The sequence below is a fragment of the Paenarthrobacter sp. PAE-2 genome (assembly GCF_026013155.1).
Classification (GTDB): Bacteria; Actinomycetota; Actinomycetes; order Actinomycetales; family Micrococcaceae; genus Arthrobacter; species Arthrobacter ureafaciens.
Genome location: NZ_JAPDNV010000014.1, coordinates 33,325 through 56,956 on the forward strand (window position 1 = coordinate 33,325; position 23,632 = coordinate 56,956).

The 23,632-nt window shown below is 63.9% G+C and carries 21 protein-coding genes; 4 read left to right on the forward strand and 17 right to left on the reverse strand.

Annotated elements, in window-relative coordinates:
* Window positions 1-28 precede the first annotated feature (28 nt).
* Entirely contained in the window at window positions 29-4,924 is a 4,896-nt protein-coding gene (locus tag OCL88_RS10890) for a DUF4082 domain-containing protein (protein WP_264962506.1), read from the forward strand.
* Window positions 4,925-4,947: 23 nt separating this feature from the next.
* On the opposite strand, the gene OCL88_RS10895 is transcribed toward OCL88_RS10890, so the two are convergent.
* From OCL88_RS10895 to coaD, 9 genes are all read right to left on the reverse strand, one after another.
* Window positions 4,948-5,976, reverse strand: a complete 1,029-nt coding sequence (locus OCL88_RS10895) for a hypothetical protein (RefSeq protein WP_264962507.1) — start codon at window positions 5,974-5,976, stop codon at window positions 4,948-4,950.
* Window positions 5,973-7,250 (reverse strand): MFS transporter, encoded by a 1,278-nt coding sequence (locus OCL88_RS10900; protein WP_264962508.1) that lies wholly within the window; start codon window positions 7,248-7,250, stop codon window positions 5,973-5,975. The genes OCL88_RS10895 and OCL88_RS10900 overlap by 4 nt, the downstream gene beginning before the upstream one ends.
* A gap of 8 nt (window positions 7,251-7,258) precedes the next feature.
* On the reverse strand, window positions 7,259-7,951 hold the full coding sequence (locus OCL88_RS10905; RefSeq protein WP_264962509.1) for a hypothetical protein: 693 nt from the start codon (window positions 7,949-7,951) through the stop codon (window positions 7,259-7,261).
* A complete protein-coding gene (locus OCL88_RS10910) occupies window positions 7,948-8,397 on the reverse strand; it encodes a hypothetical protein (protein ID WP_264962510.1) in 450 nt (149 codons plus the stop codon). The genes OCL88_RS10905 and OCL88_RS10910 overlap by 4 nt, the downstream gene beginning before the upstream one ends.
* Window positions 8,398-8,456: 59 nt before the next feature.
* A complete protein-coding gene (gene mutM / locus OCL88_RS10915) occupies window positions 8,457-9,404 on the reverse strand; it encodes a bifunctional DNA-formamidopyrimidine glycosylase/DNA-(apurinic or apyrimidinic site) lyase (protein WP_264962511.1) in 948 nt (315 codons plus the stop codon).
* A 3-nt stretch (window positions 9,405-9,407) separates the two neighbouring features.
* Window positions 9,408-10,118 carry a ribonuclease III gene (gene rnc, locus OCL88_RS10920; protein WP_264962512.1) on the reverse strand — a complete coding sequence of 237 codons (711 nt, stop codon included), beginning with the start codon at window positions 10,116-10,118 and terminating at the stop codon, window positions 9,408-9,410.
* A gap of 23 nt (window positions 10,119-10,141) precedes the next feature.
* Window positions 10,142-10,345, reverse strand: a complete 204-nt coding sequence (gene rpmF, locus OCL88_RS10925) for a 50S ribosomal protein L32 (protein ID WP_011775139.1) — start codon at window positions 10,343-10,345, stop codon at window positions 10,142-10,144.
* A gap of 33 nt (window positions 10,346-10,378) precedes the next feature.
* Entirely contained in the window at window positions 10,379-10,906 is a 528-nt protein-coding gene (locus OCL88_RS10930) for a YceD family protein (RefSeq protein WP_264962513.1), read from the reverse strand.
* A gap of 166 nt (window positions 10,907-11,072) precedes the next feature.
* A complete protein-coding gene (coaD, locus tag OCL88_RS10935; RefSeq protein ID WP_021470821.1) occupies window positions 11,073-11,573 on the reverse strand; it encodes a pantetheine-phosphate adenylyltransferase in 501 nt (166 codons plus the stop codon).
* Between the two features lie 35 nt (window positions 11,574-11,608).
* Here coaD and OCL88_RS10940 point away from each other — a divergent pair, with 35 nt between their 5' ends.
* Both OCL88_RS10940 and OCL88_RS10945 read left to right on the forward strand, forming a co-directional pair.
* Window positions 11,609-12,850 (forward strand): aminotransferase class I/II-fold pyridoxal phosphate-dependent enzyme, encoded by a 1,242-nt coding sequence (locus OCL88_RS10940; protein ID WP_264962514.1) that lies wholly within the window; start codon window positions 11,609-11,611, stop codon window positions 12,848-12,850.
* Entirely contained in the window at window positions 12,847-13,638 is a 792-nt protein-coding gene (locus tag OCL88_RS10945; RefSeq protein ID WP_264962548.1) for a spermidine synthase, read from the forward strand. The genes OCL88_RS10940 and OCL88_RS10945 overlap by 4 nt, the downstream gene beginning before the upstream one ends.
* Before the next feature lie 19 nt (window positions 13,639-13,657).
* On the opposite strand, the gene rsmD is transcribed toward OCL88_RS10945, so the two are convergent.
* From rsmD to thiL, 4 genes are read right to left on the reverse strand one after another with little or no spacing between them, the layout of a single operon-like run.
* Window positions 13,658-14,224, reverse strand: coding sequence for a 16S rRNA (guanine(966)-N(2))-methyltransferase RsmD (gene rsmD / locus OCL88_RS10950; RefSeq protein WP_264962516.1), 567 nt, complete (start codon window positions 14,222-14,224; stop codon window positions 13,658-13,660).
* A 45-nt stretch (window positions 14,225-14,269) separates the two neighbouring features.
* Window positions 14,270-16,525 (reverse strand): ATP-dependent DNA helicase RecG, encoded by a 2,256-nt coding sequence (locus tag OCL88_RS10955; protein WP_264962517.1) that lies wholly within the window; start codon window positions 16,523-16,525, stop codon window positions 14,270-14,272.
* Complete coding sequence (locus OCL88_RS10960; RefSeq protein ID WP_264962549.1) at window positions 16,515-17,510, reverse strand: DAK2 domain-containing protein; 996 nt, start codon at window positions 17,508-17,510, stop codon at window positions 16,515-16,517. Before OCL88_RS10960 ends, OCL88_RS10955 begins: the two co-directional genes overlap by 11 nt.
* Before the next feature lie 22 nt (window positions 17,511-17,532).
* Window positions 17,533-18,546: a thiamine-phosphate kinase gene (gene thiL, locus OCL88_RS10965; protein WP_264962518.1), complete on the reverse strand. Its 1,014-nt coding sequence runs from the start codon at window positions 18,544-18,546 to the stop codon at window positions 17,533-17,535.
* Between the two features lie 53 nt (window positions 18,547-18,599).
* On the opposite strand from thiL, the gene OCL88_RS10970 reads away from it, so the two are divergent.
* On the forward strand, window positions 18,600-19,094 hold the full coding sequence (locus OCL88_RS10970) for a DUF3515 domain-containing protein (protein WP_264962519.1): 495 nt from the start codon (window positions 18,600-18,602) through the stop codon (window positions 19,092-19,094).
* A 62-nt stretch (window positions 19,095-19,156) separates the two neighbouring features.
* On the opposite strand, the gene OCL88_RS10975 is transcribed toward OCL88_RS10970, so the two are convergent.
* From OCL88_RS10975 to murA, 4 genes are read right to left on the reverse strand one after another with little or no spacing between them, the layout of a single operon-like run.
* Window positions 19,157-20,296, reverse strand: a complete 1,140-nt coding sequence (locus OCL88_RS10975; RefSeq protein ID WP_264962520.1) for a D-alanine--D-alanine ligase family protein — start codon at window positions 20,294-20,296, stop codon at window positions 19,157-19,159.
* The gene (locus OCL88_RS10980; protein WP_166183176.1) at window positions 20,296-21,348 is read right to left on the reverse strand and encodes an NAD(P)H-dependent glycerol-3-phosphate dehydrogenase; all 1,053 of its coding nucleotides are present in this window, start codon (window positions 21,346-21,348) and stop codon (window positions 20,296-20,298) included. The genes OCL88_RS10975 and OCL88_RS10980 overlap by 1 nt, the downstream gene beginning before the upstream one ends.
* Window positions 21,345-22,163 carry a lysophospholipid acyltransferase family protein gene (locus OCL88_RS10985; RefSeq protein WP_264962521.1) on the reverse strand — a complete coding sequence of 273 codons (819 nt, stop codon included), beginning with the start codon at window positions 22,161-22,163 and terminating at the stop codon, window positions 21,345-21,347. Before OCL88_RS10985 ends, OCL88_RS10980 begins: the two co-directional genes overlap by 4 nt.
* Before the next feature lie 12 nt (window positions 22,164-22,175).
* Complete coding sequence (gene murA / locus OCL88_RS10990; protein WP_021470833.1) at window positions 22,176-23,501, reverse strand: UDP-N-acetylglucosamine 1-carboxyvinyltransferase; 1,326 nt, start codon at window positions 23,499-23,501, stop codon at window positions 22,176-22,178.
* Window positions 23,502-23,632 lie beyond the last annotated feature (131 nt).

Here is a 23,632-nt window from a genome sequence, read left to right on the forward strand (position 1 = left end):
GCAATCGGCGTACCACCCAGGAGTTCTGATGCCCGGTCCTTCCGCTACCCGGCCACCACGGTTCTTCAAAGGTTTCTTTGTACCCCTGGTCGTTGCAATGGTTGCGTCCTTGCTGCCCTTGACGGCACCTGCCGCCTTCGCAGCGGGCCCGTGCGACCCCGTGGTGAATCCCGTGGTGTGCGAAAACTCAAAACCGGGCAGCCCGCCGTCGGAATGGGACATCGACGGCGCCGGCGATGACAGTATCCAAGGCTTCTCAACGGCCATGAGTGTCAACGCCGGCCAATCAATCCAATTCAAAGTCGATACCTCGGCATCCAACTACACGATCGCCATTTACCGCAGCGGCTGGTACGGCGGAAACGGGGCCCGCAAGATTGCCACCGTGACACCCTCGGCCTTCCGCCAGAACCAACCGGCGTGCCGCACCGACCTGGCCACCGAACTCTATGACTGCGGCACCTGGGCGGTATCGGCAACGTGGCAGGTCCCGGCAACGGCGGTGTCCGGCGTGTACTTTGCTTTGCTGACCCGGCCGGATACCGGCGGGCAAAGCCACATCACGTTCGTGGTGCGCAATGACGGCAACCGGTCAAGCGTGCTCTTCCAGACGTCGGATACGACGTGGCAGGCCTACAACACCTACGGGGGCGCGGACTTCTATCAAGGTGCCGTCAATGGACGTGCCTACAAGATCAGCTATAACCGCCCCATGGCCAGCCGAAGCGGACCGGACGGCCGTGATTTCTACTTCGCCAACGAGTACCCCATGGTCCGGTTCCTCGAACAGAACGGCTATGACGTCAGCTATATCAGCGGATTGGATACGGACACCCGCGGCGCCGAACTGCTCAACCATAAGGTGTTCCTGTCCGTAGGGCACGACGAGTACTGGTCCGGAAACCAGCGCGCCAATGTCACGGCAGCACGGGATGCGGGGGTGAACCTCCAGTTCCTTTCCGGCAATGAGATGTACTGGCGGACCCGGTTCGAGCCTTCGAGCGTGGACGGTACGCCCGGCCGGACGCTGACCAGTTACAAGGAAACGTGGTCCAACGCCAAGATCGATCCCAGCACCCAGTGGACGGGCACCTGGCGGGATCCGCGGTTCGCTTCCCAGGCAAACGGCGGAGGCCTGCCCGAAAACGGCCTCACGGGAACCCTCTATATGTCCAACTACACGGACCTCCCTGTGACTGTTTCCGCCGAAGAGGGCAAGACCCGGCTCTGGCGCAATACTTCCCTGGCATCGATGTCGCCAGGCACCTCCGCTGCGTTGGCACCCCACACGATCGGCTACGAATCGAACGAGGACCTGGACAACGGGTTCCGGCCGGCCGGGCTCATCCGATTGTCCACAACCACCGGCAGTGTCAGCCAATACCTGCAGGACTTCGGGAACACGGTGGCGCCAGGCACCACCAAGCACAGCATCACCCTGTACAAGGCGGCGAGCGGTGCATTGGTTTTCTCCGCCGGCAGCGTGCAGTGGACATGGGGCCTTGACCAGGAACACGACGGAAACGGCGCCCCTGCCGATATCCGGATGCGGCAGGCGCAGGTGAACCTGCTTGCCGACATGGGTGCCCAACCGGCAACCCTGGCATCCGGCCTGGTGGCGACCACCGCCAGCGGCGACAAAACAGGCCCCACCACCACCATCAATGCCCCTGCCAACAATGCCGCCGTGGCTCACGGAAGCAACGTCACCGTCAGCGGAACCGCAACGGACGCGGGCGGGGTGGTTGCCGGCGTCGAGGTTTCAACCGACGGCGGCACGTCCTGGCACCCTGCCACCGGCAAGGCGAACTGGACGTACAGCTATGTGCAGAAGGGCCTGGCGACTGCCACCATCCAGGTGCGGGCAGTGGACGACAGCGCGAACATCGGCGCGGTGGCCACGCGCAACCTGACGGTAAACGGCCCGTACACGGTCTTCGGCCAGGCGGTTCCACCGGTGGTTGACTCCGGCGACGGCGGCGCGTACGAGATGGGCCTGCGTTTCACGCCGTCCGTGGACGGCTTCATCACCGGTGCGCGCTTCTACAAGAGCACCGCCAACACGGGAACCCACATTGGTTCCCTCTGGAACTCCGCAGGCACCCGCCTCGCCACCGCAACGTTCGCCAATGAAACCGCTTCGGGCTGGCAGAGCGTCCTCTTCAGCCAACCCGTGCCCGTGGCGGCCGGGCAAAAGTACACGGTCTCCTACTGGGCACCGCGAGGCCACTACGCCACCAAGGACTTCCAATGGGCGTATTCGGGCTTCAACGACGCGCCCATGAAGGTTGCCGGCGGTTTCGGCGCGGAACCGGCCGGTGTCTACAACACGTCCCAGGGTTTCCCAACAGCCAGCTTCAACGGTGGAAACTACTTCGTTGATGCCATCTTCAGCACCACGGACAATTCGCCCCTGACTGTCAGCGGGCAAACCCCCATCCCCTCATCGTCCAGTGTTTCGGTCGCAACCACCGTGAGCGGAGTCTTCTCCAAGCCCGTCACGGCGTCCAGCGTGCAACTGACGCTTCGTTCGGCGGCTGGTCCGGTGGCCGGTACCACCACCTATGACGCCGCCACCCGGAAGGCTACTTTCACCCCGTCATCCCAGCTGGCCTTCAGCACCCAGTACACGGCAACCCTGGCCGGCACGGATGCCGTGGGCGGCCAAGTCGCCTCCGGTGGTACCTGGACATTCACCACGGCCGCAACCGCCCCCGCTCCCGGCGCCTGCCCGTGCAGTTTCTATGACGACAGCGTCACTCCCGGGATCGCGGAAATCCAGGACGGCGTACCGCTGACACTCGGTGTGCGCTTCACGAGCGTTTCAGCCGGCACTGTCAACGGCGTCCGGTTCTACAAGTCGGCCGGCAACACGGGAACGCACACCGGCTCCCTGTACACGGCCTCCGGTCAGTTGCTGGCAACAGTCACATTCGCCAACGAGAGCAGCGCAGGGTGGCAAACTGCGATGTTCAGCCAACCGGTGCAAATGGCTGCCAATACCGAATACATCGCGGCCTACAAATCCACCACAGGGGCGTACTCGGCAACCAGCAACGGGTTTGGACAGGGCCTCAGCGTCGGGCCGCTGCGGACAGGCCCGGACGCAGGGGCTTACTCCTACAGCTCCGACTTCCCCGGTTCGCGGTCGACGGCCAGCTACCTGGTGGACGTCGTGGTCATGGTCGCCGCTCCGGCATTCACCGTCGGCAGCCAGTCACCGGCAAGCGGTTCCTCCAGCGTTCCATTGACCACGACTGTCAGTGGCGTGCTGTCCCAGGCAGCAGTGGCCTCCAGCGTCAAACTGGCGCTGAAGACCGCCAGTGGCACCGCCGTCGCAGGAACCAGCGCCTACGTTGACGCAACACGCAAGGTCACGTTCACTCCATCCGCTCCATTGACCGAAGGCACAAGCTACACGGCCACAGTGACCGCAACAGCGGTATCCGGCACTCCCATCACCGGCAACACTTGGACTTTCACCACAGTCCCGCCGGCCAGGACGCCCGGAGTGTGCCCCTGCACCCTTTACCAGGACACCGTGACCCCCGGCACGATGGAAGTGGATGACGCCGTTCCGTTGACCCTGGGTGTGCGCTTCAGCAGTGACACGGCCGGGCAGGTAACCGGCGTCCGGTTCTACAAGTCCAGTGGTAACACCGGCACGCACACGGGCTCGCTGTACACGGCTGCGGGCCAACTGCTGGCCACGGTTACCTTCGCCAACGAGTCCACCAGCGGCTGGCAAACGGCAACGTTCAGCCAACCCGTCAGCATCCAGGCGGACACCGAGTACATTGCCGCCTACAAGGTGCCCGGCGGCAAGTACTCCTACACGAGCGGAGGCTTCGGTCCCGAAGGCTTTACCAGCGGTCCCCTGCGCGTCGACGCCGACTCCGGCATGTACACCTACAGCGGTGACTTCCCGGGCACCCGCTCCACGGCAAGTTACCTCGTGGACCTGCTGTTCCAGCAGCCTGCGCAACCCCTGAGCATCACCGCGCAGGTGCCCGCGCCGGGAGCCACGTCGATACCCACGGACGTGTTGCCATCGATGACCTTCTCCACTGCCATTAACCCGGGCGCTACCTTCACACTGTCGGCCAACGGAAGCCCGGTGGCGGGGTCGGCGGCGTTGTCCGCCGACGCCCGGGTCATCACCTTCACACCGGCCTCCGCACTGCCGGCCAGCACCGTCATCACGGCAAGCGTTTCCGGGGTGGCCAACCAGCAGGGGCAGACCTTGCCGACCACCACGTGGCAATTCACGACCGCGAGCGCCTCCGTCCAGCAGAGCACCATCTTCGGCTCCCTCGTTCCGCAGGTGCTTGCGGCACCGGAAACCAAGTCGGTGGAACTGGGAACTGCCTTCACGGTTTCCCAGGCCGGCAATGTCACGGGTATCCGCTTCTACAAGGGCACCGGCAACACCGGCACCCACGTAGGTTCGCTGTGGAACTCCGCAGGCACCAGGCTGGCCCAGGTGACGTTCACCAACGAGACCGCAACGGGCTGGCAGACCGCCACGTTGTCCACCCCGGTGGCACTGGCTACAGGCCAGACATACGTGGTGTCCTACCGCGCACCCAATGGCCGCTACTCCTACACCCAGGGCTTCTTCAACACCACCTGGACAAGCGGTGTCTTCACGGCCTCGGGCCCCAACAACGGCCTCTACCGTTACGGCAGCGGAGGCGTGATGCCGGCCAATTCATGGAATGCCACCAACTACTTCGTGGACGTCGTCTACTCGACAGCCACCCAGGCACAAGCCCAGACCCAGACTGCCACGGCTTCGCCGACGCCGACGCCAACCCCGACGGCAACATCCACTTCTACGCCCACGGCAACGGCGACACCCACGCCAACGCCGACGGCAACGCAGTCAGGTGGCCTCCTGTGCGGTCTTCTGACGCTCTGCTAAGCCTCGCGGTCAGCGGACGATACTCAGCGGACGACGCTCGGTGACCAGGCGTGGGCGATGAACAACTCCGGTTGTGCCGCGGGTTCGATGTCCAGCTGCCAAATGTTGCTGTCGCCCTCAACAGCCTGGTCAGGCAAGCCGTACAGCAAAGTATCCTCGTCCAGCCATTCAATCTGATCGTCAACGCTCCGCTTTTCCGACAGGACCGTCTCCGCCCCGGAAGCGAGGTCCAAAACGGCGACCTTCCAATGCGTCCCCAGCGCACCGCCGTCGTTCTTCTTGAACGCAATCCGGGTACCGTCCGGCGAGATGGACGGGCACTCCACGTTGTCATGCACCGCAGTGAGCGTCCTGCCGGAGAGGCTGCCCTTGACCAGCCACAGACGACCCGACGACGCGGCCGTGGCGTAGAAGGAATCCTCCTGGCCGGGGACGAACGTCACGCCCCAGATGTTCCTGTCCGCAGCCACCAAGCGCTCGCCGTTGACCATGAGGGCAAAGTCTTCGAGGTTTCCCAGGTTGCCGGTTCCACGGCTGATTTCCGTTGCGGTGGAGAACCCGGAGGTTGAGTAGGAGTGCCCGGTCACGAACACTGTGGTGGCGATCAGGGAGCCATCGGCACTGATGCGTGTCCGGCTGGGAATGCCGGGCAGGGCCCACGATCTTTGCTGCTGCCAGTTCCGGTCCAGGACCGTGGCCTCAAATGCCGTGACCAGTCCCCTGTTCGCTTTCAAGCACACCACTTCGGCTGACGTTCCGTAGACCCTGTCGCACGCTTGTTCGCTAACGGCACGTTCGCCCTTCGGATCGGCGAGGGGTACCGTTGCCGCGTTGCCATAACCCTGACCGGCCGCGGTGTTGCGGAAGAGAACGAAGGGAGCCTGCGGCAAGGGTTGTCCCGCAGTCACCCCTACGGAAGGGGCAGCCGTGCGGCTTTGCTCAAATCTTTGGTAGGCGCCGACGGCGTAAACCCCCGCCGCCGTCAGCATGAGGGCGGTAACAGCCAGCAGGATGCCCCAACGAAGCTTTGTGCCAGCCATCCTTCCGCTCATGCGCCGGCCCGCCCGGGCCGGGCTCCCGGAAGGATGAAGATCACTGCCACCACAACGCAGGCCAGCAGGATGCCGGCGATCGTGACGGCAGTTGATGCCCCCACGGCGTACCACAGCACACCGAACCCGGCCGAAGCCGCCATCCGGCTCAAAGCCACAACCGTCTGGGCCGCGGCAATGCCGGTGGCAAGCTTTCCCTCCGGCGTCAGTTGACTCGCCAACGCGGCCAACACCCCGTCCGTTGCCGCATAGAACGCACCGAGCAGGAGCAGGCACGTCAACGTCGCCCAGAGACCACCAAGCGGAGCCGCAGCCAGGAAGTAGCAGGCCAGGAGTGCCACGTGCCCCGCGATGAAGACAGGTACCCTGCCTAAACGGTCAGCGAGGCGGCCCAAGGGGACGGCCATCACCAGGAAGGCGACATTGGTGCCCACGAACAGCAACGGAAACCACTGGACGGCGAACGAGTCCCGGTCCTGGAGCACCAGGTAGATAAAGCCGTCACCGATGGTCACCAGCCCCAGGAGTCCCGCAGCGACAAGGAGCTTCCCCAACCCCGGTTCCTTGAAGTTGCGCCAGGAAAAGGCAAGAAGCCGTTGGCCCTTCGGCGCATCCTTCGCGCTCCGTGCACGGAGGTCGGGAACCACCAATCCCAGGACGGTCACGCCGATCACGGCAAACGCCAAAGACACCACAAAGACTGTGCTGAAGCCATTGGGGATGACCAACAGAATCAGGAAAGCAATCAGAGGCCCGGCCGCTGCACCGATGTTGTCCAGCATCCGGTGCATACCGAAGGACCGCGCCAGATGCTCCGGTTGCGCCGACACTGTGATCAGCGCATCCCGGGGCGCCGTCCGGATTCCCTTGCCGATCCGATCCCCCGTGACGATCGCCGCCATGGCCCAGAAGCCCCCGGCGAAAAGGAATCCGATCCTTGCCAGCATAGACAGTCCGTATCCGGCCAGGGCGATCCGTTTGGGATGGCCGCTGCGGTCGGACGCCCAGCCTGCGGCGATCCGGACGATGGCGCTCGCGCCTTGGTTGATGGCGTCGATGAAGCCGAAGGCTATGGTCGACAAACCGAGGAAGCCCGTGACGTACAAAGGCAGGATGGCCGTGACCGACTCGGAGGAGATATCCGTGACCATGCTGACGATTCCAAGCCACACGATGACCGGGGACAAACGAAACGGCACCTTCGACAGTGCCGTCTGCTCGCTGGGAGACTTTCCGCGCTTACCGCCGCTGCGGTACGAAAGCGAAATGTACATGCCTACCCCTACTCCGTGTCCGAGTGCAGACTGCCCAGCAGTTGGAAGCGCGAGTTTCCGGTTCCGGTGGTGGCCACGGAGACCGTAATCGTGTCGGTGCCGCGGACGAACCGGGCAGCCGTCGCGCCGTCCGGGGCAGGTGCTTCTTCGGACCAGAAACCATGGGGAACCAACGAAGCCCGGAAATCCTCGATCACGGCTTGTTGCGGCTTGCCCACCACCCCGTCGGCAGTCACCTGCAGGACATCGCCTGAACCCGAAACACTCGTGGACCCGATCGTGGTGCCTTCCGGCAACGTCAGGACGCTGCTCGGCCACCCGTCCACGACGGCGCCTGTCGCGTTTCCAGGGTCCGGCAGTTTCCCCTTGAGCAGGGGCGCGGCAGCTGATGGTTCCGGAAGGCCCGTAGGGGAAGCCGTGACTGGCGGCAGGACCTCCAAGGGTTTGGCGCTGGGGGACGCACCGCCGCTGCTGTCGCCACCGGTGGAAGGGCCCGACGTCGGACTTCCGGAGGATTGCGGGCCGGCGCCGTCTTCCCCGCTTCCTGTGGGCGAGGAACCCGCCGCAGAGGGGCTTGCAGAGCTGGAATTTTGGGCTGTCGTTTGGGCCGGACGCACGGCCAATTGGTCAAAGACCACCGCGATGACCGCGATCAGCACGGCAAGGGCCAGGCCCGCGATGACCAGCCGCCGGGCATTCATGGCTTCCCCGGGCTGGCTGAGCCGCCAAGGAGCTGGTGCGCCCTGGCTTCAAGACCGTCGTCAACGAAGTCGTAGATGAAGGACGCGAGCCAGATGACGATCGTGGCGGCAATCCAGCCGAACAGGCTTGTGATGGCGAACCCTTGCGAGAAGAGGCTGGTCAGGATCAGGACGGCCAGCGTGGCCAGCAAGCTTGCGCCCAGGGTGGACACCTTGGTCATCAGCCAGGTCCTGCGCTCCTGCCCGCCGGCCTGCTGTCGCTGGTCCCACCGCCTGCGCAGCAGCCCGGCAACCAACGGTTTCACCAGAAGGGTGGCGGCCGTGAACACCACGACGGCCCAGAGGAACCCGGACCCCAACCGGACCCCGGGTAGCACCGACGCCACCCACAAGGTGATGGCGTTGAAAACAAGGGCGATGGCGATTTTGACCGCCAAGCTTTTCATGGGGACAGTAAACCATCGAGCCCGCCAATCCGGAACAGTTTTCCCCTGTGAAAAACCCGTTACCAGCGACCGTTACGCGGCCGGGGCTGGCAGACGGGACACGTATAGGACGAACGGTTCATGAACTGTTCGCGTTTGATGACCCCGTGAAGGCCCGCTGCCTCGCAGCGACTGCATGGTTCACCGGCCCGCCCGTATGCATGCAGCGAGCGGGCGAAGTACCCGGAGTCTCCGTTGACGTTGACGTACAAGGAGTCGAAACTCGTGCCGCCGGCGGCCAGGGCTGCGTTCATGACGTCCCGGGCGGCTTCGATGACCCGTTCCGCGTCGCCGCGCCGCAGTTTGTCGGTGGGGCGGGCGTAGTGAAGTCGTGCCCTCCACAGGGCTTCATCAGCGTAGATGTTGCCAATTCCGGATATGACGGACTGGTCCAGGAGGACCCGTTTGAGTCCTGTCCTGCGCGCCTTGACCTTCCGGTAAAACTCATCGAAGGAAAAGTTGGGGTCCAGGGGGTCGCGGGCTATGTGCGCCGCTTCCTCTGCAATTTCGGGCAGGGGCGTCTCTCCCAAGCCGCCGGGGCCGCCATCGGGCGTCGGTATGAGGGACGTGACAAACAACCCGCCAAAGATCCGCTGGTCCACGAACCGGAGCTGCTCGGGCATGCCGTCGGACGCGCTCAGCCGGATCCGGACCTTGAGGTGCTTTTCGTCAGGCACATGGGGATCCTGCATCAGCAGCTGCCCGCTCATCCCCAGATGCGCCATCAGGGCAGTGCCGGGCAAACTGGCGTCCGAGCCGTCCATGGATAGGGGCATCCATAAGAACTTTCCGCGGCGCACGACGTCAAGCACCGTAGCGCCTTCAAGGTTGCCGATGAAGTCCTCGGTACCGAGTGCATGCCGTCGGATGGATCTGGGGTCCAGGACCTCGACGCCGGTGACCGTGCGGCCGCGAACCCAGCGCGCGAGGCCACGGCGCACCACTTCTACCTCGGGAAGTTCGGGCATGGATCAGGAAGAAGCCGGTTCGGTGGAGGCTGCGTCCAACGAATTCAGGGCGCGCCAGGCATCCGCTGCGGCTTCCTGTTCCGCTTCCTTCTTTGAGTGGCCCGAACCCCGCCCACAGGGGGTGCCGCCAATGTTGAGCACGGCTTCGAAAGTGCGGGCGTGGTCCGGCCCGGAACCTTCCACGGCGTAGTGGATGGTGCCGAGCTGCCGGCTGGCTGCCAGCTCCTGGATGCTCGTCTTCCAGTCTGTCCCGGCGCCCAGCGCACCAGCGTCCTGGAGCAACGGTCCTACGAGGCGCATTACCAGTTGGCGCGCTGTTTCCATGTCATTGGAAAGGTACGTGGCGCCGATCAGCGCCTCCATGGTGTCCGCGAGGATGGAGGCTTTATTCTTGCCGTCGGTGAGCTTCTCGCCCTGGCCAAGGTAGATGAATTCGCCGACGCCGAGCTTGCGGCCGATGCCTGCCAGGGCACGGGTACTGACGACGGCGGAACGCCGCTTTGCGAGCTCACCTTCAGGGAGCTCGGGATGGTCGCGGTACAGGGAATCGGTGACGGAGAATCCCAGGATGGAGTCGCCGAGGAACTCGAGGCGCTCGTTGGTAGGGATACCGCCGTTCTCATACGCGTATGAGCGGTGTGTCAGAGCAAGACGAAGCGTCTCGGTGTCAATGGAGACACCGAGACGCTTCAGAAGCTCTTCAGTTGAAGACATCCTTTGTCAGCCTGTGCGGCAGATTAGGCGTCTGCGACCTTGCGGCCCTTGTATTCAAGGAACAGCGCGGTGCCGGCGGAGTCGGTGACGACCTTTGCCTGGTGCGGCAGGCTGTAGGTGACCTGACCGTTTTCGATGGTCTTGACCAGGTTGGGGGCAGTTGCCTTCCACTGGGCACGGCGTGCGCGCGTGTTTGCGCGAGACATTTTCCGCTTGGGAACAGCCACGGCTATCTCATTTCTCTCTTAGTCCAACAGTTACTAATCAGTTTGCCGGTCAGTCTTAGCCAGATCAGCTAGGGCAGCCCAGCGAGGGTCCAGGACCTCGTGGTGGTGCCCCGGCTCGTCTTCCAGGCGCACTCCGCATTCGGAGCACAAGCCTTGGCAGTCTTCCCGGCACACCGGCTGGAACGGCAGCATGGTGACTACTGCGTCCCGCAACACCGGCTCAAGATCGATCAGATCGTGCTCGACTCGACGTTGCTCTTCATCGTCTTCCCCGTCCGAAAGCTCTTCGCCTTCGTAGAAGAAAAGTTCTTGCACATTGACCTCAAGGTCATACGCAAGGGGATCCAGGCATCGACCGCATTCGCCAGTTACTCCGACGATTGCGGTTCCGGATACCAGAATTCCTTCGTGTACGGCCTCAAGCCGGAGATCGAGCTCGACATCCGAGCCTTCCTCCACGCCAATGAGTGCCACACCAAGGTCACTTGGTGCAGGCACATGCTCCTTGAGTGTCCGCATGGTTCCTGGACTGCGTCCAAGGTCCTTGACTACCAGCGCCAAGGGCGAACTTGCATCTCGTTTAATGAGAACTCCTGTAGAACATATGACCGACGTACCATCTTAGCCTGATCACGTGCGAGGACTCAAACCGGCGACGGGCGCGTAAATGCGCCAACGTGTTCAGTTTGGGAATTGCGCGCGAACGGCTGCGGGCACGGCTTAAAGCCTACCCCTTACGTTGCTGTTCTGCCGAAGGCTCGCCCGCGAGCAGTCGGCGAAGGACGGATTTGGGCACGAAATCCGAGATGTCGCCACCCAGGACGTTGACCTCTTTGATGAGCGTCGAGGAGAGATGGACGTAGTGCGCCTCGGCGGGCAGGAAGACCGTTTCGACGCCGGTAAGCTGCCGGTTCATGGTGGCCATGGGCAACTCGTAATCGAAGTCCGAGGAGGACCGCAGTCCCTTCACGATGGCCGAAACGCCCCTGTGGCGGCAGTACTCCGCCAGCAGGCCTTCGCCCATGGGTTCGACGATGATGCCCCGCAAGGACGCCAAGGTTTCCCTGGCCATCTCCATGCGGTCCTCAAGGCTGAAGCGGTACTTCTTGGCGTAATTGGTGGATACCGCCACGATGACCTCGTCAAACAGCCCGGCCGCGCGGGCAATGACTTCAAGATGTCCGTTGTGGATGGGGTCAAAGGATCCGGGGCAAACCGCACGTCTCATGACACGAACCTACCCCAAAGCTTCGCCGGGATACCATGGCTGACATGTCACCGGCAGGAAGCAGCGCCCCACCCGTCCACACGTCCCTGCCCTGGCAACGGGCGGCTGGCGGAGCCAACCTCCTGTCCCCCGATGGCGGCCTGGGTGTCACCATTTTCGAGGAGATGACAACCCTTGCTGTCGCCAAGGGAGCCATCAACCTCGGACAGGGGTTCCCGGACGAGGACGGCCCCGCCGAAATGAAGGAGGCCGCACGCGCGGCCATCCAGGGAGGGGCCAACCAGTATGCGCCCGGCAAAGGGTTGCCCCGGCTCCGGGAGGCAGTGGCTGCACACCAGGAACGTTTTTACGGCCTCACTCCGGATCCGGACACTGAGATCATCGTCACCACCGGCGCCACCGAAGCGATCGCCGCCTCCCTGCTGGCATTCGTCCAGCCCGGCGACGAGGTCCTGACGTTCGAGCCTTTCTACGATTCCTACGGGGCCATCATTGCGATGACGGGCGCCAAACACGTCACCGCTCCCCTGGCCGCCCCGGACTTCCTGCCGGACCTGGACGCCTTGGAAGACGCGTTCAGCAACCGGACCAAGGTGGTGTTGCTGAACAATCCACACAACCCCATGGGTACTGTCTTCCCGCGCGACGTCCTGGCCAAGGTGGTGGAACTGGCGGAAAAGTACGACGCCATCATCGTTAGCGACGAAGTCTACGAACACCTGACCTTCGACGAAGCACACATCCCCATCACGACGCTCCCCGGAGCCGCTGAACGGACCATCACGATCTCTTCTGCCGGGAAGACGTTCTCCTTCACCGGGTGGAAGATCGGTTGGCTCAGCGGACCGGCCTACCTCGTCGCCGCCGCCCGTACGGTCAAACAATTCCTGAGCTACAGCTCAGGCACCCCGTTCCAAGAAGCCGTGGCGATCGGACTCGGCCTTCCGGACGCCTTCTACGCGGATATTGCGGCCACGCTGAAAGAGAAGAGGGACATCCTCGCGGCGGGGCTGCGTGAGGCGGGATTCGGCGTCTACGTTCCGGGCGGAACGTACTTCATCAACGTCGACACCGCAACGCTGGGAATCACCGATTCGGTTGCCCTGGCCCGGCGCCTCCCGGACCTGGTGGGAGTAGCTGCGATCCCTGTCCCCGTCTTTTGCCACGCGGAAGGAGCAGAACGGACGCGAAGCCTGCTGCGCTTCGCCTTTTGCAAGAAGACCGCCCTCCTGCGTGAGGCAGCTTCGCGCCTCGCTACCCTGCAGGACAAGCTCTGAGCGCCAAGGGCGTCCGGCACGACGCGTCACGGTTTCTTCGCACCACGGGCCAGCACGCCACGATCGATGCCGATCCACTGGTACCGGGAAGCTACATCCTGAGCATTGGCGGCGCCGAACAGTCGCACGTGAACCTCGCCCATCCCGATGAGATCTTCTATGAGTACCTCCGCCGGATAGGCCACGTGGTTGACCTGGTTGCCGAGCCGGCGGCTCCGGTCTCGGCCCTGCACCTTGGGGCAGGCGCGCTGACGCTGGCCCGCTACATCCAGGCGACCAGGCCCGGTTCCGTGCAGCACGCAGTCGAGTTGGAGCGGGAGCTCTTGGACTTTGTGCTCCAGAAGCTGCCGATGCCCGAAGGCACCCACCTGACCACCCACATCGCAGATGCCCGCGAAGCACTCGCTGCCCTTCCCGCCGGACCGGGATTCGACGTCGTCATCCTCGATATCTTCTCCGGCCCCGACGCTCCCCCGCACATCGCCTGCCGGGAGTTCTATGAAGAGGCTGCCCGGCGGCTGGCCCCCGGCGGTGTCCTCATTATCAACGTGGGAGACGAGCCCGCCCTCACCTTGGTGCGGAGCCAGGTAGCAGCCCTGCGCCAGGCCATGCCTGATGTTGCGGCGGTTGCCGAGGCCGGAATGTTTGAAGGCCGATATCCCGGCAACATCATCCTGGTGGGCACGCAGACGCCGTGGCCTGCGGACTGGTCGCGCGAGCTCCTGGCCCGTGGACCGCATCCGGCCGCCGTGCTCAGCGGAGTGGAACTGGACAAGATCTCCGATTAGGCCGGTTTGGCATTTCCGATCAGGCAGGTTCGGCGAACCACAGTTTGGTTTCGCCGTACTTCTTGTCCGAAAAGCATTCCATGGCCTCAGGCCACCCGGGTTCGGCGCTGCGTGAAGACCGCTCCACAACAACTACTGCCCCTTCATCCAGGTGCGGGGCCAGTTTCCCCAACACGGCGCTCAGGGCTGCCTCGTCCAAGGGATACGGCGGGTCCAGGAACACGAGGTCCCACAGGACGTCCCCACCGGCGCGCTCGAGGAATGATTCCACCTTGGACCGGTGGACAGAGACGGTCTTCCTGCTCAGGACCTGGTTGACCATGTCCGCATTCCGTTGGCAAACATCGCTGGCACGGGCATCAAACTCCACCAGCTCAACGCTGCGGGCGCCACGGCTTGCCCCCTCGATTCCCAGCGAACCGGAGCCTGCATAGAGATCCAGCACGCGGGCGTCATCGATCACGGCCAAGGACTCCAGCCGGGAGAAGAGCGCTTCCTTGACGCGGTCCGTGGTTGGCCGCGTCGCAGTGCCCGGAACGGATGTGAGCGGGTTACCGCCGGCTGCTCCCGCAATGATGCGGCTCATCGGCATCCACCGGACAACAACCATGCCAAAGGCTTCCGGCCTGCACTAACCGCGTTCAAGGAACGCCTCCTTCTCCGGGTTCAAGTAGTCGTCGATAGCAGCTGCCAGCGACGGTTGCTGGGCCAGGGCGGGGTCCCCGGCAACCAAGGCCTGGGCATCTGCTCGGGCCCGGGCGATAAGGTCCTCGTGCTCCAAGACGCGCAGGAGCTTCAGGGTGGAGCGCCCGCCCGACTGTGAGGCACCCAGAATGTCGCCTTCGCGCCGCAGCTTAAGGTCCTCTTGGGACAGCTCGAATCCATCCGTGGTGGAAGCCACGGCATCGAGCCGTCGGCGGCTGGGATGGCCGGGCTCCAGGGTAGTGACCAGCAGGCAGGTACCCGGCAGCCCGCCGCGGCCGACGCGTCCACGCAGCTGATGGAGCTGGGAAATTCCGAAGCGGTCTGCATCCAATATCACCATCAGCGTGGCGTTATGGACGTCAACGCCCACCTCGATGACAGTGGTGGAAACCAGGATCTTGGTCTGGTTCGCAGCGAAGGAAGCCATGGTGCCGGACTTGACGTCGGGATCCTGGCGGCCGTGGAGGGGCGCCACCGGGACGCCACTTAGCGAGGGCTCCTGGAGGAGGGATTCGACGACGGCGTTGACGGAGGCGAGCTCACGGGCCGGCCCTTCGTCCGACAGCTCCGCGTCGCTGGGTTCCGCCTCCCCGGGACTGAAATCGCCGTCGTCGTCCGAACCGATCTTGGGGCATACGACATAGACCTGGTGACCCCCATCCACTTCCTCGCGGGACCGCTTCCAAATCCGGTCCGCCCAACCGGGGTTTTCCGCCAGACCAACCACATGGGTTGAGATTGGCGCGCGGCCGGCGGGCAGTTCATCCAATACGGAGGTTTCGAGGTCACCAAACACGGTCATCGCCACGGTCCTGGGAATCGGCGTAGCCGTCATGACCAGGAGGTGTGGCGGCCGCTGTGCCTTTGCCCTGAGGGCATCGCGCTGTTCAACACCGAACCGGTGCTGTTCGTCCACCACGATGAGGCCGAGGTCCTGGAAGGAGGTCTTGTCGCTGAGCAACGCGTGGGTCCCAATGACGATTCCGGCGTTGCCTGACGCGGCATCCAGCATGGCCTGTTTACGGGCGGACGTTGGCATTGACCCCGTTAAGAGGGTCACCTGCACGCCGGGCTCTGCGGATCCGCCGCCAAGCATCCCTGCTCCGCCGAAGAGTCCGTCGCGGGACAGCCGGCCCAGCGTCCTGCGGATGGAGTCGTAATGCTGCGCTGCGAGCACTTCAGTAGGCGCCAGCAACGCCGCCTGGCCGCCGGAATCCACCACCTGCAGCATGGCACGCAAGGCGACGATGGTCTTGCCGGAGCCCACTTCGCCCTGGAGCAGGCGGTTCATGGGCGTGTCCCGCCCCAGTTCCTCCGACAACGTCTTGCCGACGGCGGACTGGCCTGCCGTCAGGGTGAAAGGGAGATTTCGGTCAAATTCTTCCAGCAGGCCCCCGCTCACCCGGCGGCGGGCGGTTGCTTCCTCTGCAGCCAACTGCGCACGCCTGCGTGCCAAGGCCGTCTGGAGCACCAGCGCTTCCTGGTAGCGGAAACGTTCCTGTGCGCGCTGCCAATCCTTCGCAGTCTCCGGAGAATGGATCAGCCGGTAGGCCTCCGCCACGCTGAGCAACCCGTCCCTGCGGACCACCTCTTCGGGCAAAGGATCGGCCAGTGCGTCCAGATCCAGCGTTTCAAGCAAGGCCTTAATCACTTTGTGGATGGACCAGCTGGTCAACTTCGCCGTTGCGGGATATACCGGGATGGGCATGGCAGCAAGCTTCCCGGGGTCCACGGACCCCTCTGCCTCCGGATCCTCATCCAGCAGGAGAAAGTCCGGATTCGTCAGCCCCAAGGCACCCCCGTACCGCGAGACCTTCCCCGAGAACATGGCCCGGCGTCCCGGGAGCAGCTCAGCCTTTGCCCGGAAACCGTTGAAGAAGCTGACTTTCAGGGTCCCTGCAGCACTGCTTCCGCCCACCTCATCGGTAACAACGACGTCGGTGATGGTGCCGCGGCGGGCACGCATTTGCCGTGTGCTGTTGGAAACCACCCTGGCAATCAGGGTCACCTCTTCGTCCAGCGGCAGTTTGCTGATGGGGGTCAGTTCTCCGCGGCTGAGGTATCGCCGGGGAAAGTAGTTGAGCAAGGAACCGGTGCTCCGTAGTCCCAAGTGCTTTTCGATGACCCCGGCTGACCGCTTGCCGATCCGGCGCTCGAGGGGAAGTTCAAGTTCAGTCGTCATGCCCGCCTACGGCATCCCTCGGAACGGCCAACTGGCTGACGGCGATATCCGCCGGTTCGCCCAGGGAGCGAATCAACTCAACGGCCGGTCCGGGATCCGGAACGTGGACGTGGATCCGCCAACGGTAGCTCACGTCCATCGGCGAATCGTCATCGTCTTCCGCCCTGGCGGCTCCGCCCACCTGGCTCATAATGACGGAGTCGCCCATTTCGTCCAGCCGCTGCCGAAGCACGGCGGCATCAAGGGGCGAAAGATCGATGGTGCACATGACTTCAACTCCGTCATCTGCCGGCATGTGCTGATGGATATGGGGATCCTGCAGCTTGTAGCCATGCAGGCCATCCAAAAGTTCATCCTGGAGTTCTTCGCCAAGGACGGCGGACCTCAGGCAGTCCAGGACCAGCAGCATGCCAACCCCGCCGGCATCCACTACATGGGCCTCGTGCAGGGGAGCCAGTTCGTCCTCCGTCCGAACCACTGCCTGGAAAGCAGCTTCCACCGCGGCATCCAGGGCAAGGCCCAAGGCGTGGTTGCTCTGGTCCCCCTCCTGGTTTGCGTCCACAGCCTGCGCCGCGTGCGCGGCTGCTTCAAGCACGGACAACATGGTTCCGGACACGGGTTCACTGAGTGCCGACCATGCGCGGATCTGCGCACGGTGCAAGGCCGCGGCAAGCAACGGAGCGTTCAACCGGGGTTTTCCGGCCAAGGGTTCGGCCGCGGCGGACAGGAAAACGGCGATCAACGTGCCGGAATTTCCCCTGGCCCGCTCCATGGCTGCCTGACCCGCGCGGGCCAGCACCGCACCGACGTCGTTCCCGGTTTCGACTGCGTCAGCAGGGCCGCCCAAGGCTGCGGCAGCCGCCCGCATGGTCAAATAGAGGTTTGTTCCCGTGTCACCGTCGGCCACAGGAAAAATGTTGATCGCATTGAGGCGGTCGCTGTGGTTTCCCAGAACCACTTCGGCTTTGTTGAGCCAACGCTTCATTGCGTGCGCGTTCGCTGCGATCTTAGTCTGCAAAATGATCCCATCCCACGGTGTCGGCAGGCTGCCCTGCAATCCGGACGCTGCCGCCCGGTGACTCGTCAACGGCCTGAACCGAGCCTATCGCAGTAAAGCCCGCTGGCAGCTGAATTCCAGCCGGGAACGTGGCCAGCAATCCGTGGTCTTCTCCCCCGCCCAGGACCCACGCCATGGGTTCAATGCCCAGCAGTCCGGCAGCGGCCTCCAACGGAGCGGCGTGTGCCTTCAACGCTACGGGATCGAAATCCAGGACCACGGTGCTGGCTGCCGCCATCCTGCCGGCGTCCCTGATCAGGCCATCGGAAATATCCATCATTGCCTTTACACCGCTGTTCGCCGCCAAAGGTCCTGCGGCCAGGGGCGGTATGGGCCTGCATTGGTTTTCGACCAGCGCTTTCTGCTCCGGCGTCAGGCTGGCCATGGCCACGCTGCTTTCAAGCAGCGCCAAGCCTGCTGCGGCCCGGCCCAACGTCCCGGCGACGGCCACGACGTCCCCCGCTTCCGCACCCGAGCGCACCACCGGAGGGAGCCCGCCAAGCGTCCCGACGACGGCGACAGTCACCCCAAGCTCCCGTCCGCGGCCAAGATCGCCGCCCGCCACCGAGCAGTCCGCTGCCCCGAGGTCCCTGATGGCGGCCGTGAGTCCGTCGGCGAAATCCTCGACCCAGGAAACCCGCGTGGCAGGAGGCATGGTCAGGCTGACCACCAGGGAGGTGGCACGTCCGCCCATGGCATTGATGTCGCTAAGGTTCTGGGCGGCGGCCTTCCATCCGACGTCGAAGCCCGTGGTCCGGTAACCGTTGTTCCACTGCAGCCGGAAGTCCTGGTCCTGGGTCTGGGTATCGATGGAGATGAGGGTCCTGCCATCCGGAGCAGCAACCAGCGCGGCGTCATCGCCGGGGCCCAGAAGGACCGCGGAAGTCCGGTTCAGGCGGGGAAAAATCCGGGCCAGCAACTCTGATTCAGAGAGGTGGGCAACGGTCAACTGTTCTTCAAGCACGGTCCTACGCTATCGCGAGCGACCGACAGAATAATGCGGGATAGGCTGGAGTGATGCACCGAAAGACCCTCCGCCGGACGGTTGCGGCCTTCGCCGTCTCCGGAACGGCCGTCCTTGCACTGTCTGCCTGCTCTCCCGCCGTCGACGTCACGGCCGCGAACGATGCCGCCAATCCGGCCTGCGCTCCCATGATGGTGGCACTGCCTGACAAGATCGGCGACGCGGGCCTTCGCAAGACCAACAGCCAGGCAACCGCTGCTTGGGGCGATCCATCGCAGGTCATCCTCCGGTGCGGGGTCAACGTACCGGGCCCCACCACGGACCGTTGCGTCACTGTGAACGACATCGACTGGGTGATCAAGGAAGGCGATCCCTACTACACGCTGACCACGTACGGCCGGGAGCCGGCTACTGAGATCCTCATGGATCCGGACAAGATCAGCTCCGCGACAGTACTGGCGGAACTTGCCGCCGCGGCCGGCAAAATCAAGGCAACGCGGCAGTGCATCGGCCAGGAAGACCTGCAGAACCTGCCGTCCGGCAAGTAACGGGACGGCAGGTTTCCTGGCGCAGCCCGGTCTTTCGGGTCAGCGCAGCCCTGTCTTTCGGGTCAGCGCAGCCCGGTCTTTCGGGTCAGCGCAAGGTGGATGAGTTCGTCGATCAACTCACCGTAAGCAAGCCCGGAGGCGGCCCACATCTGCGGATACATGCTCTTGGGCGTGAAGCCGGGCATGGTGTTGATTTCGTTGATGATCAAGTCACCTGACGGAGTGTAGAAGAAGTCCACCCGGCTCAAGCCTTCCGCGCCCACCGCATCAAAGGCGACTGCGGCAAGTTCGCGGACGCGGGCTATGTCCTGGTCAGGCATGTCAGCCGGGCAGCTGAGGGCCGCGGCACCGTCCTCCACATACTTCGCAGCGAAGTCATAGAACTGGTGCTCACCGGCCGCTACGGCGATTTCGCCTGGCATGGACGTCCGCGGGGCATCCGTTCCGCGCCCCTGCAGGACGGCGCACTCAATTTCGCGGCCGTCTATTCCTGCTTCGATGACCAGTTTGAGGTCGTGCCGGCGGGCTTCTTCAATGGCGGCGTCAAGGCCGTCAAGGGAATCGACCTTGGAGATGCCCATCGAGGAGCCCGCGCGTGCAGGCTTGACGAAGACGGGGAATCCCAGCTTGTCAACGCGCTTGCGGACAGCTTCGGGATCGGTCAGCCATTCCCTGTCGGTCACAGCGATGTACGGGCCCACGGTCAACCCCGCGGCCTCGAAAACCACCTTCATGAAGTGCTTGTCCATGCCCACGGCGGAGGCCAGGACTCCTGCGCCCACGTAGCGGGTGTTGGACAACTCCAGAAGTCCTTGGATGGTCCCGTCTTCACCCCACGGACCGTGCAGCAGGGGGAACACGACGTCCACGGAGCCCAGCTCCTGAGGTACGGCGTTGGGTTCGGTGACAATGAGCTGATGCTCTCCCCCGACTTCTGCCAGGGTGACTGTCTTCTCAGATGCGGCAACCTCAGGCAGTGCTGAGGAACTCAGCGACCACTGGCTGGTATCGCCTGAAGCGAGCACCCACTGGCCAGACTTGGCGATGCCGATGGGCACGACGTCGTACTTTTCCCGGTCTATGGCACCCATCACGCCGGCGGCGGTGACGCAACTGACGGCGTGCTCGCTGGAGCGCCCGCCAAACAGGATCGCCACCCGGGGCCGTCGTCCGGCTGCGGGAGTTGAATTTTCTGTCACCATCAGTAGTCGCCTTCGGACTTCAGTGCCCGGGCCAACAGGCGCGGCCCCAGGTCATCAACGGACATCTTGCCTTCCAGCACCGCCACCACGGCAGCGGTAATGGGCATCTCAACATCTAGCTTGCCGGCAAGCTCATGCACGGCCGGTCCCGACTTGATGCCTTCGGCTGTTTGGGTCATGCGGGCGGCTACCTGTTCCAGGCTGAGGCCTTCGCCCAAGAGGCGCCCGGCGGTGTGGTTGCGCGATAGCGCGGAAGAGCACGTCGCCACGAGGTCTCCCAATCCCGCCAGGCCGGCCATCGTGTGGGCTTCTCCCCCGAGCGCCAAAGCGAGCCGGGACGTCTCGGCCAGGCCACGGGTAATCACTGAGGCCTTCGTGTTGTCCCCCATCTGCTTGCCTTCGCAGATGCCGACGGCCAAGGCAATGACGTTCTTGACGATCCCGCCAATCTCGACGCCAACGACGTCAGTGCTGGTGTAGGGCCTGAAGTACGGCGCAGTACAGCAGAGCGCTATGGCCGCAGCAGTTTCAGCGTCACTGCACGCCACCACGGATGCGGTGGGCTGCTCCCGCGCGATCTCCATGGCAAGGTTCGGTCCCGACACCACGGCAACCCGCGAAGCCGGGATGCCCAGCTCCTGGGCGATCACTTCGCTCATGCGCGCGTCGGTGCCGAGCTCGAGGCCCTTCATCAGGGAGACCACTATGGCATTGGGCTCCAGGAGCGGCTTCCACTCGCTGAGCTGGGGCCTCAGGGACTGGGCGGGCACGGCCAGCACAACCAGGCCTGCTCCCTTGAGGACCTCGGAGACGTCGGTGGAAGCGGTAATCGTGGCCGGGAGGCTGATGCCGTCCAAGTACTGTTCATTCCGATGGACGGAGTTGATCTGGTCCACTACCTCGGCACGGCGACCCCACAGGTGGATCTTCCGATCCGCCCCTGTAGCGTCGGCAGCATCGGCAAGGACTTTGGCAAAGGTGGTTCCCCACGACCCGGCACCCAACACGGCCACCTTGTCCGGAGCCGGCACGCCTGTTTCGATCAGCGTCATTTGCCGCCCTCAAGATCCGGAGCCTCGGACGCTCCCGTTGGGTTTGCCTCGGTCGACGCCGGGGAGCCCGGTTTCAGGCCGCGCTCCACAAAACGTCCGTGTTTGGCTTGCTGGTGGTTGGCCGGATCCCAGCGCTCAGCCGGCGCCTGCTCGCCCCGCAGTGTTTCCAGGAGCCCGGTGATGGCATCCATGATCAACTCCGTGGCCTCAGCCAACGTCGTACGGTCCATGGGCTTGTCCCTGAAGGCACTCAGGTCCACGGGTTCTCCTACCAGGACCCGGACCGTCTTCCGCGGAAAGATGTGGAACCGCTTTGCATAGCGGGGGAACACTTCCTGGGCGCCCCAGTGGGCCACCGGCACTACGGGCGCGCCGGTCTGCAACGCCAAACGGGCTGCCCCGGTGTGGCCCTTCATCGGCCACAGATCGGGATCCCTCGTGAGCGTCCCCTCCGGGTAGATGATGATGGACCCGCCGGCATCAACCACCTCTTTGGCCACCTGCAGCGAGCGGTTCGCACCCGCCGTCGAACGTTCCACCGGTATCTGCCGGGTGGCCCGCAACAGAGAGCCCAGTACGGGGACCTTGAAGAGGCCCGATTTGGCAAGGAAGTGCGGCGGGCGCTTCTGGTTGAACAGCATGTGGCCGATCACGATGGGGTCGATCTCAGTGCAATGGTTGGGCACGGCGATGAAGCCACCCTCGGGAAGCTTGTCCGTTCCCTCCCATTTCTTCGCCATGAGGACGTTCATCAGCGGACGCGCGATGCCTGCCAGAAACACGAATGTGGCACGGCTCTTGGCCGATTCCTTCAAAGGGGTCCCCTGCTACTTGGTAGTGGTGATGTCGAAATCGGCACCAAGGCCCGCGAGCTTCTCCGTGAAGCGCTCGTAGCCACGGTTGATGATATCGATGCCGGTGACCCGCGAGGTACCGGTCGCGGCCAGGGCGGCGATCAGGTGGCTGAAACCGCCGCGGAGATCGGGGATGTCTATTTCGGTGCCGCGAAGCGGAGTGGGGCCGGAGATCACGGCGGAGTGCAGGAAGTTACGCTGGCCGAACCGGCACGGAACACTGCCAAGGCATTCGCGGTGGACTTGGATGTTCGCCCCCATGCGCGCCAAGGCATCGGTGAAGCCAAAGCGGTTCTCGTACACGGTTTCATGCACGATCGACACACCTTCGGCCTGCGTCAGGGCAACCACCAGGGGCTGCTGCCAATCCGTCATGAACCCGGGGTGCACGTCGGTTTCCAGCACCAACGGCGTCAGTTTTCCGCCGGGGTGGTAGAAACGGATGCCGTCGTCGCCGATGTCCATGCCGCCGCCCACCTTCCGGTAGGTGTTCAGGAACGTCATCATGTCGCGTTGGGATGCACCTTCAACGAAGATGTCACCCCGCGTGACCAGCGCGGCCGAGGCCCAGGAAGCGGATTCGTTGCGGTCTGCCAGGGCCCGGTGGTTATAGCCGCCGAGGTCCTTGACGCCTTCAATCCTGATGGTGCGGTCCGTCTGGACGCTGATGATCGCGCCCATCTTCTGGAGCACGGCAATGAGGTCAACCACCTCGGGTTCCGTTGCTGCGCCCGAGAGCTCGGTGATTCCTTCCGCGCGGGTAGCGCTGAGGAGAACCTGCTCGGTAGCACCCACGGAAGGATACGGCAGGGAAATCTTGGCGCCGTGTAGTCCGTTCGGTGCCGAAATGTGGATGCCGCCCGGACGCTTCTCCACCACGGCACCGAACTGGCGAAGCACGTTCAAGTGGTAATCGATGGGGCGGTCCCCGATCTTGCAGCCACCCAGGTCCGGGATGAAGGCCTCGCCGATCGCGTGGATCAACGGCCCGCAAAGCAGGATCGGGATCCTGGAATCGCCTGCGTGGGCGTCAATGGCGGTGCTGGACGCGGTCTTGGCGTCCTTCGGGTCCAACGTCAGGTCTCCCGTCGCCGGGTCTTTCACCACCGTCACGCCATGGAGCTGCAGGAGGCTGGTGACAACCTCGACGTCCTTGATTTCCGGCACATTCCGCAGCACGGAAGGTTCACTGCCCAGCAGTGCCGCAACCATGGCTTTGGGTACAAGGTTCTTGGCCCCCCGAACGGTTACTCGTCCGGTCAAAGGGACGCCACCGCGGATTGTCAGAACACTACTCATCTATACCGGTTTCCTCACGACTACTCGCCCCCCAATACTTTCAAAGGCTCCTGCTAAGCATAGAAGCTCGCGTTACCTAACCGAAATGCAGCCCCCGCGCGCCGGGTTCATCGCATGGCCCCGGGCTTCCT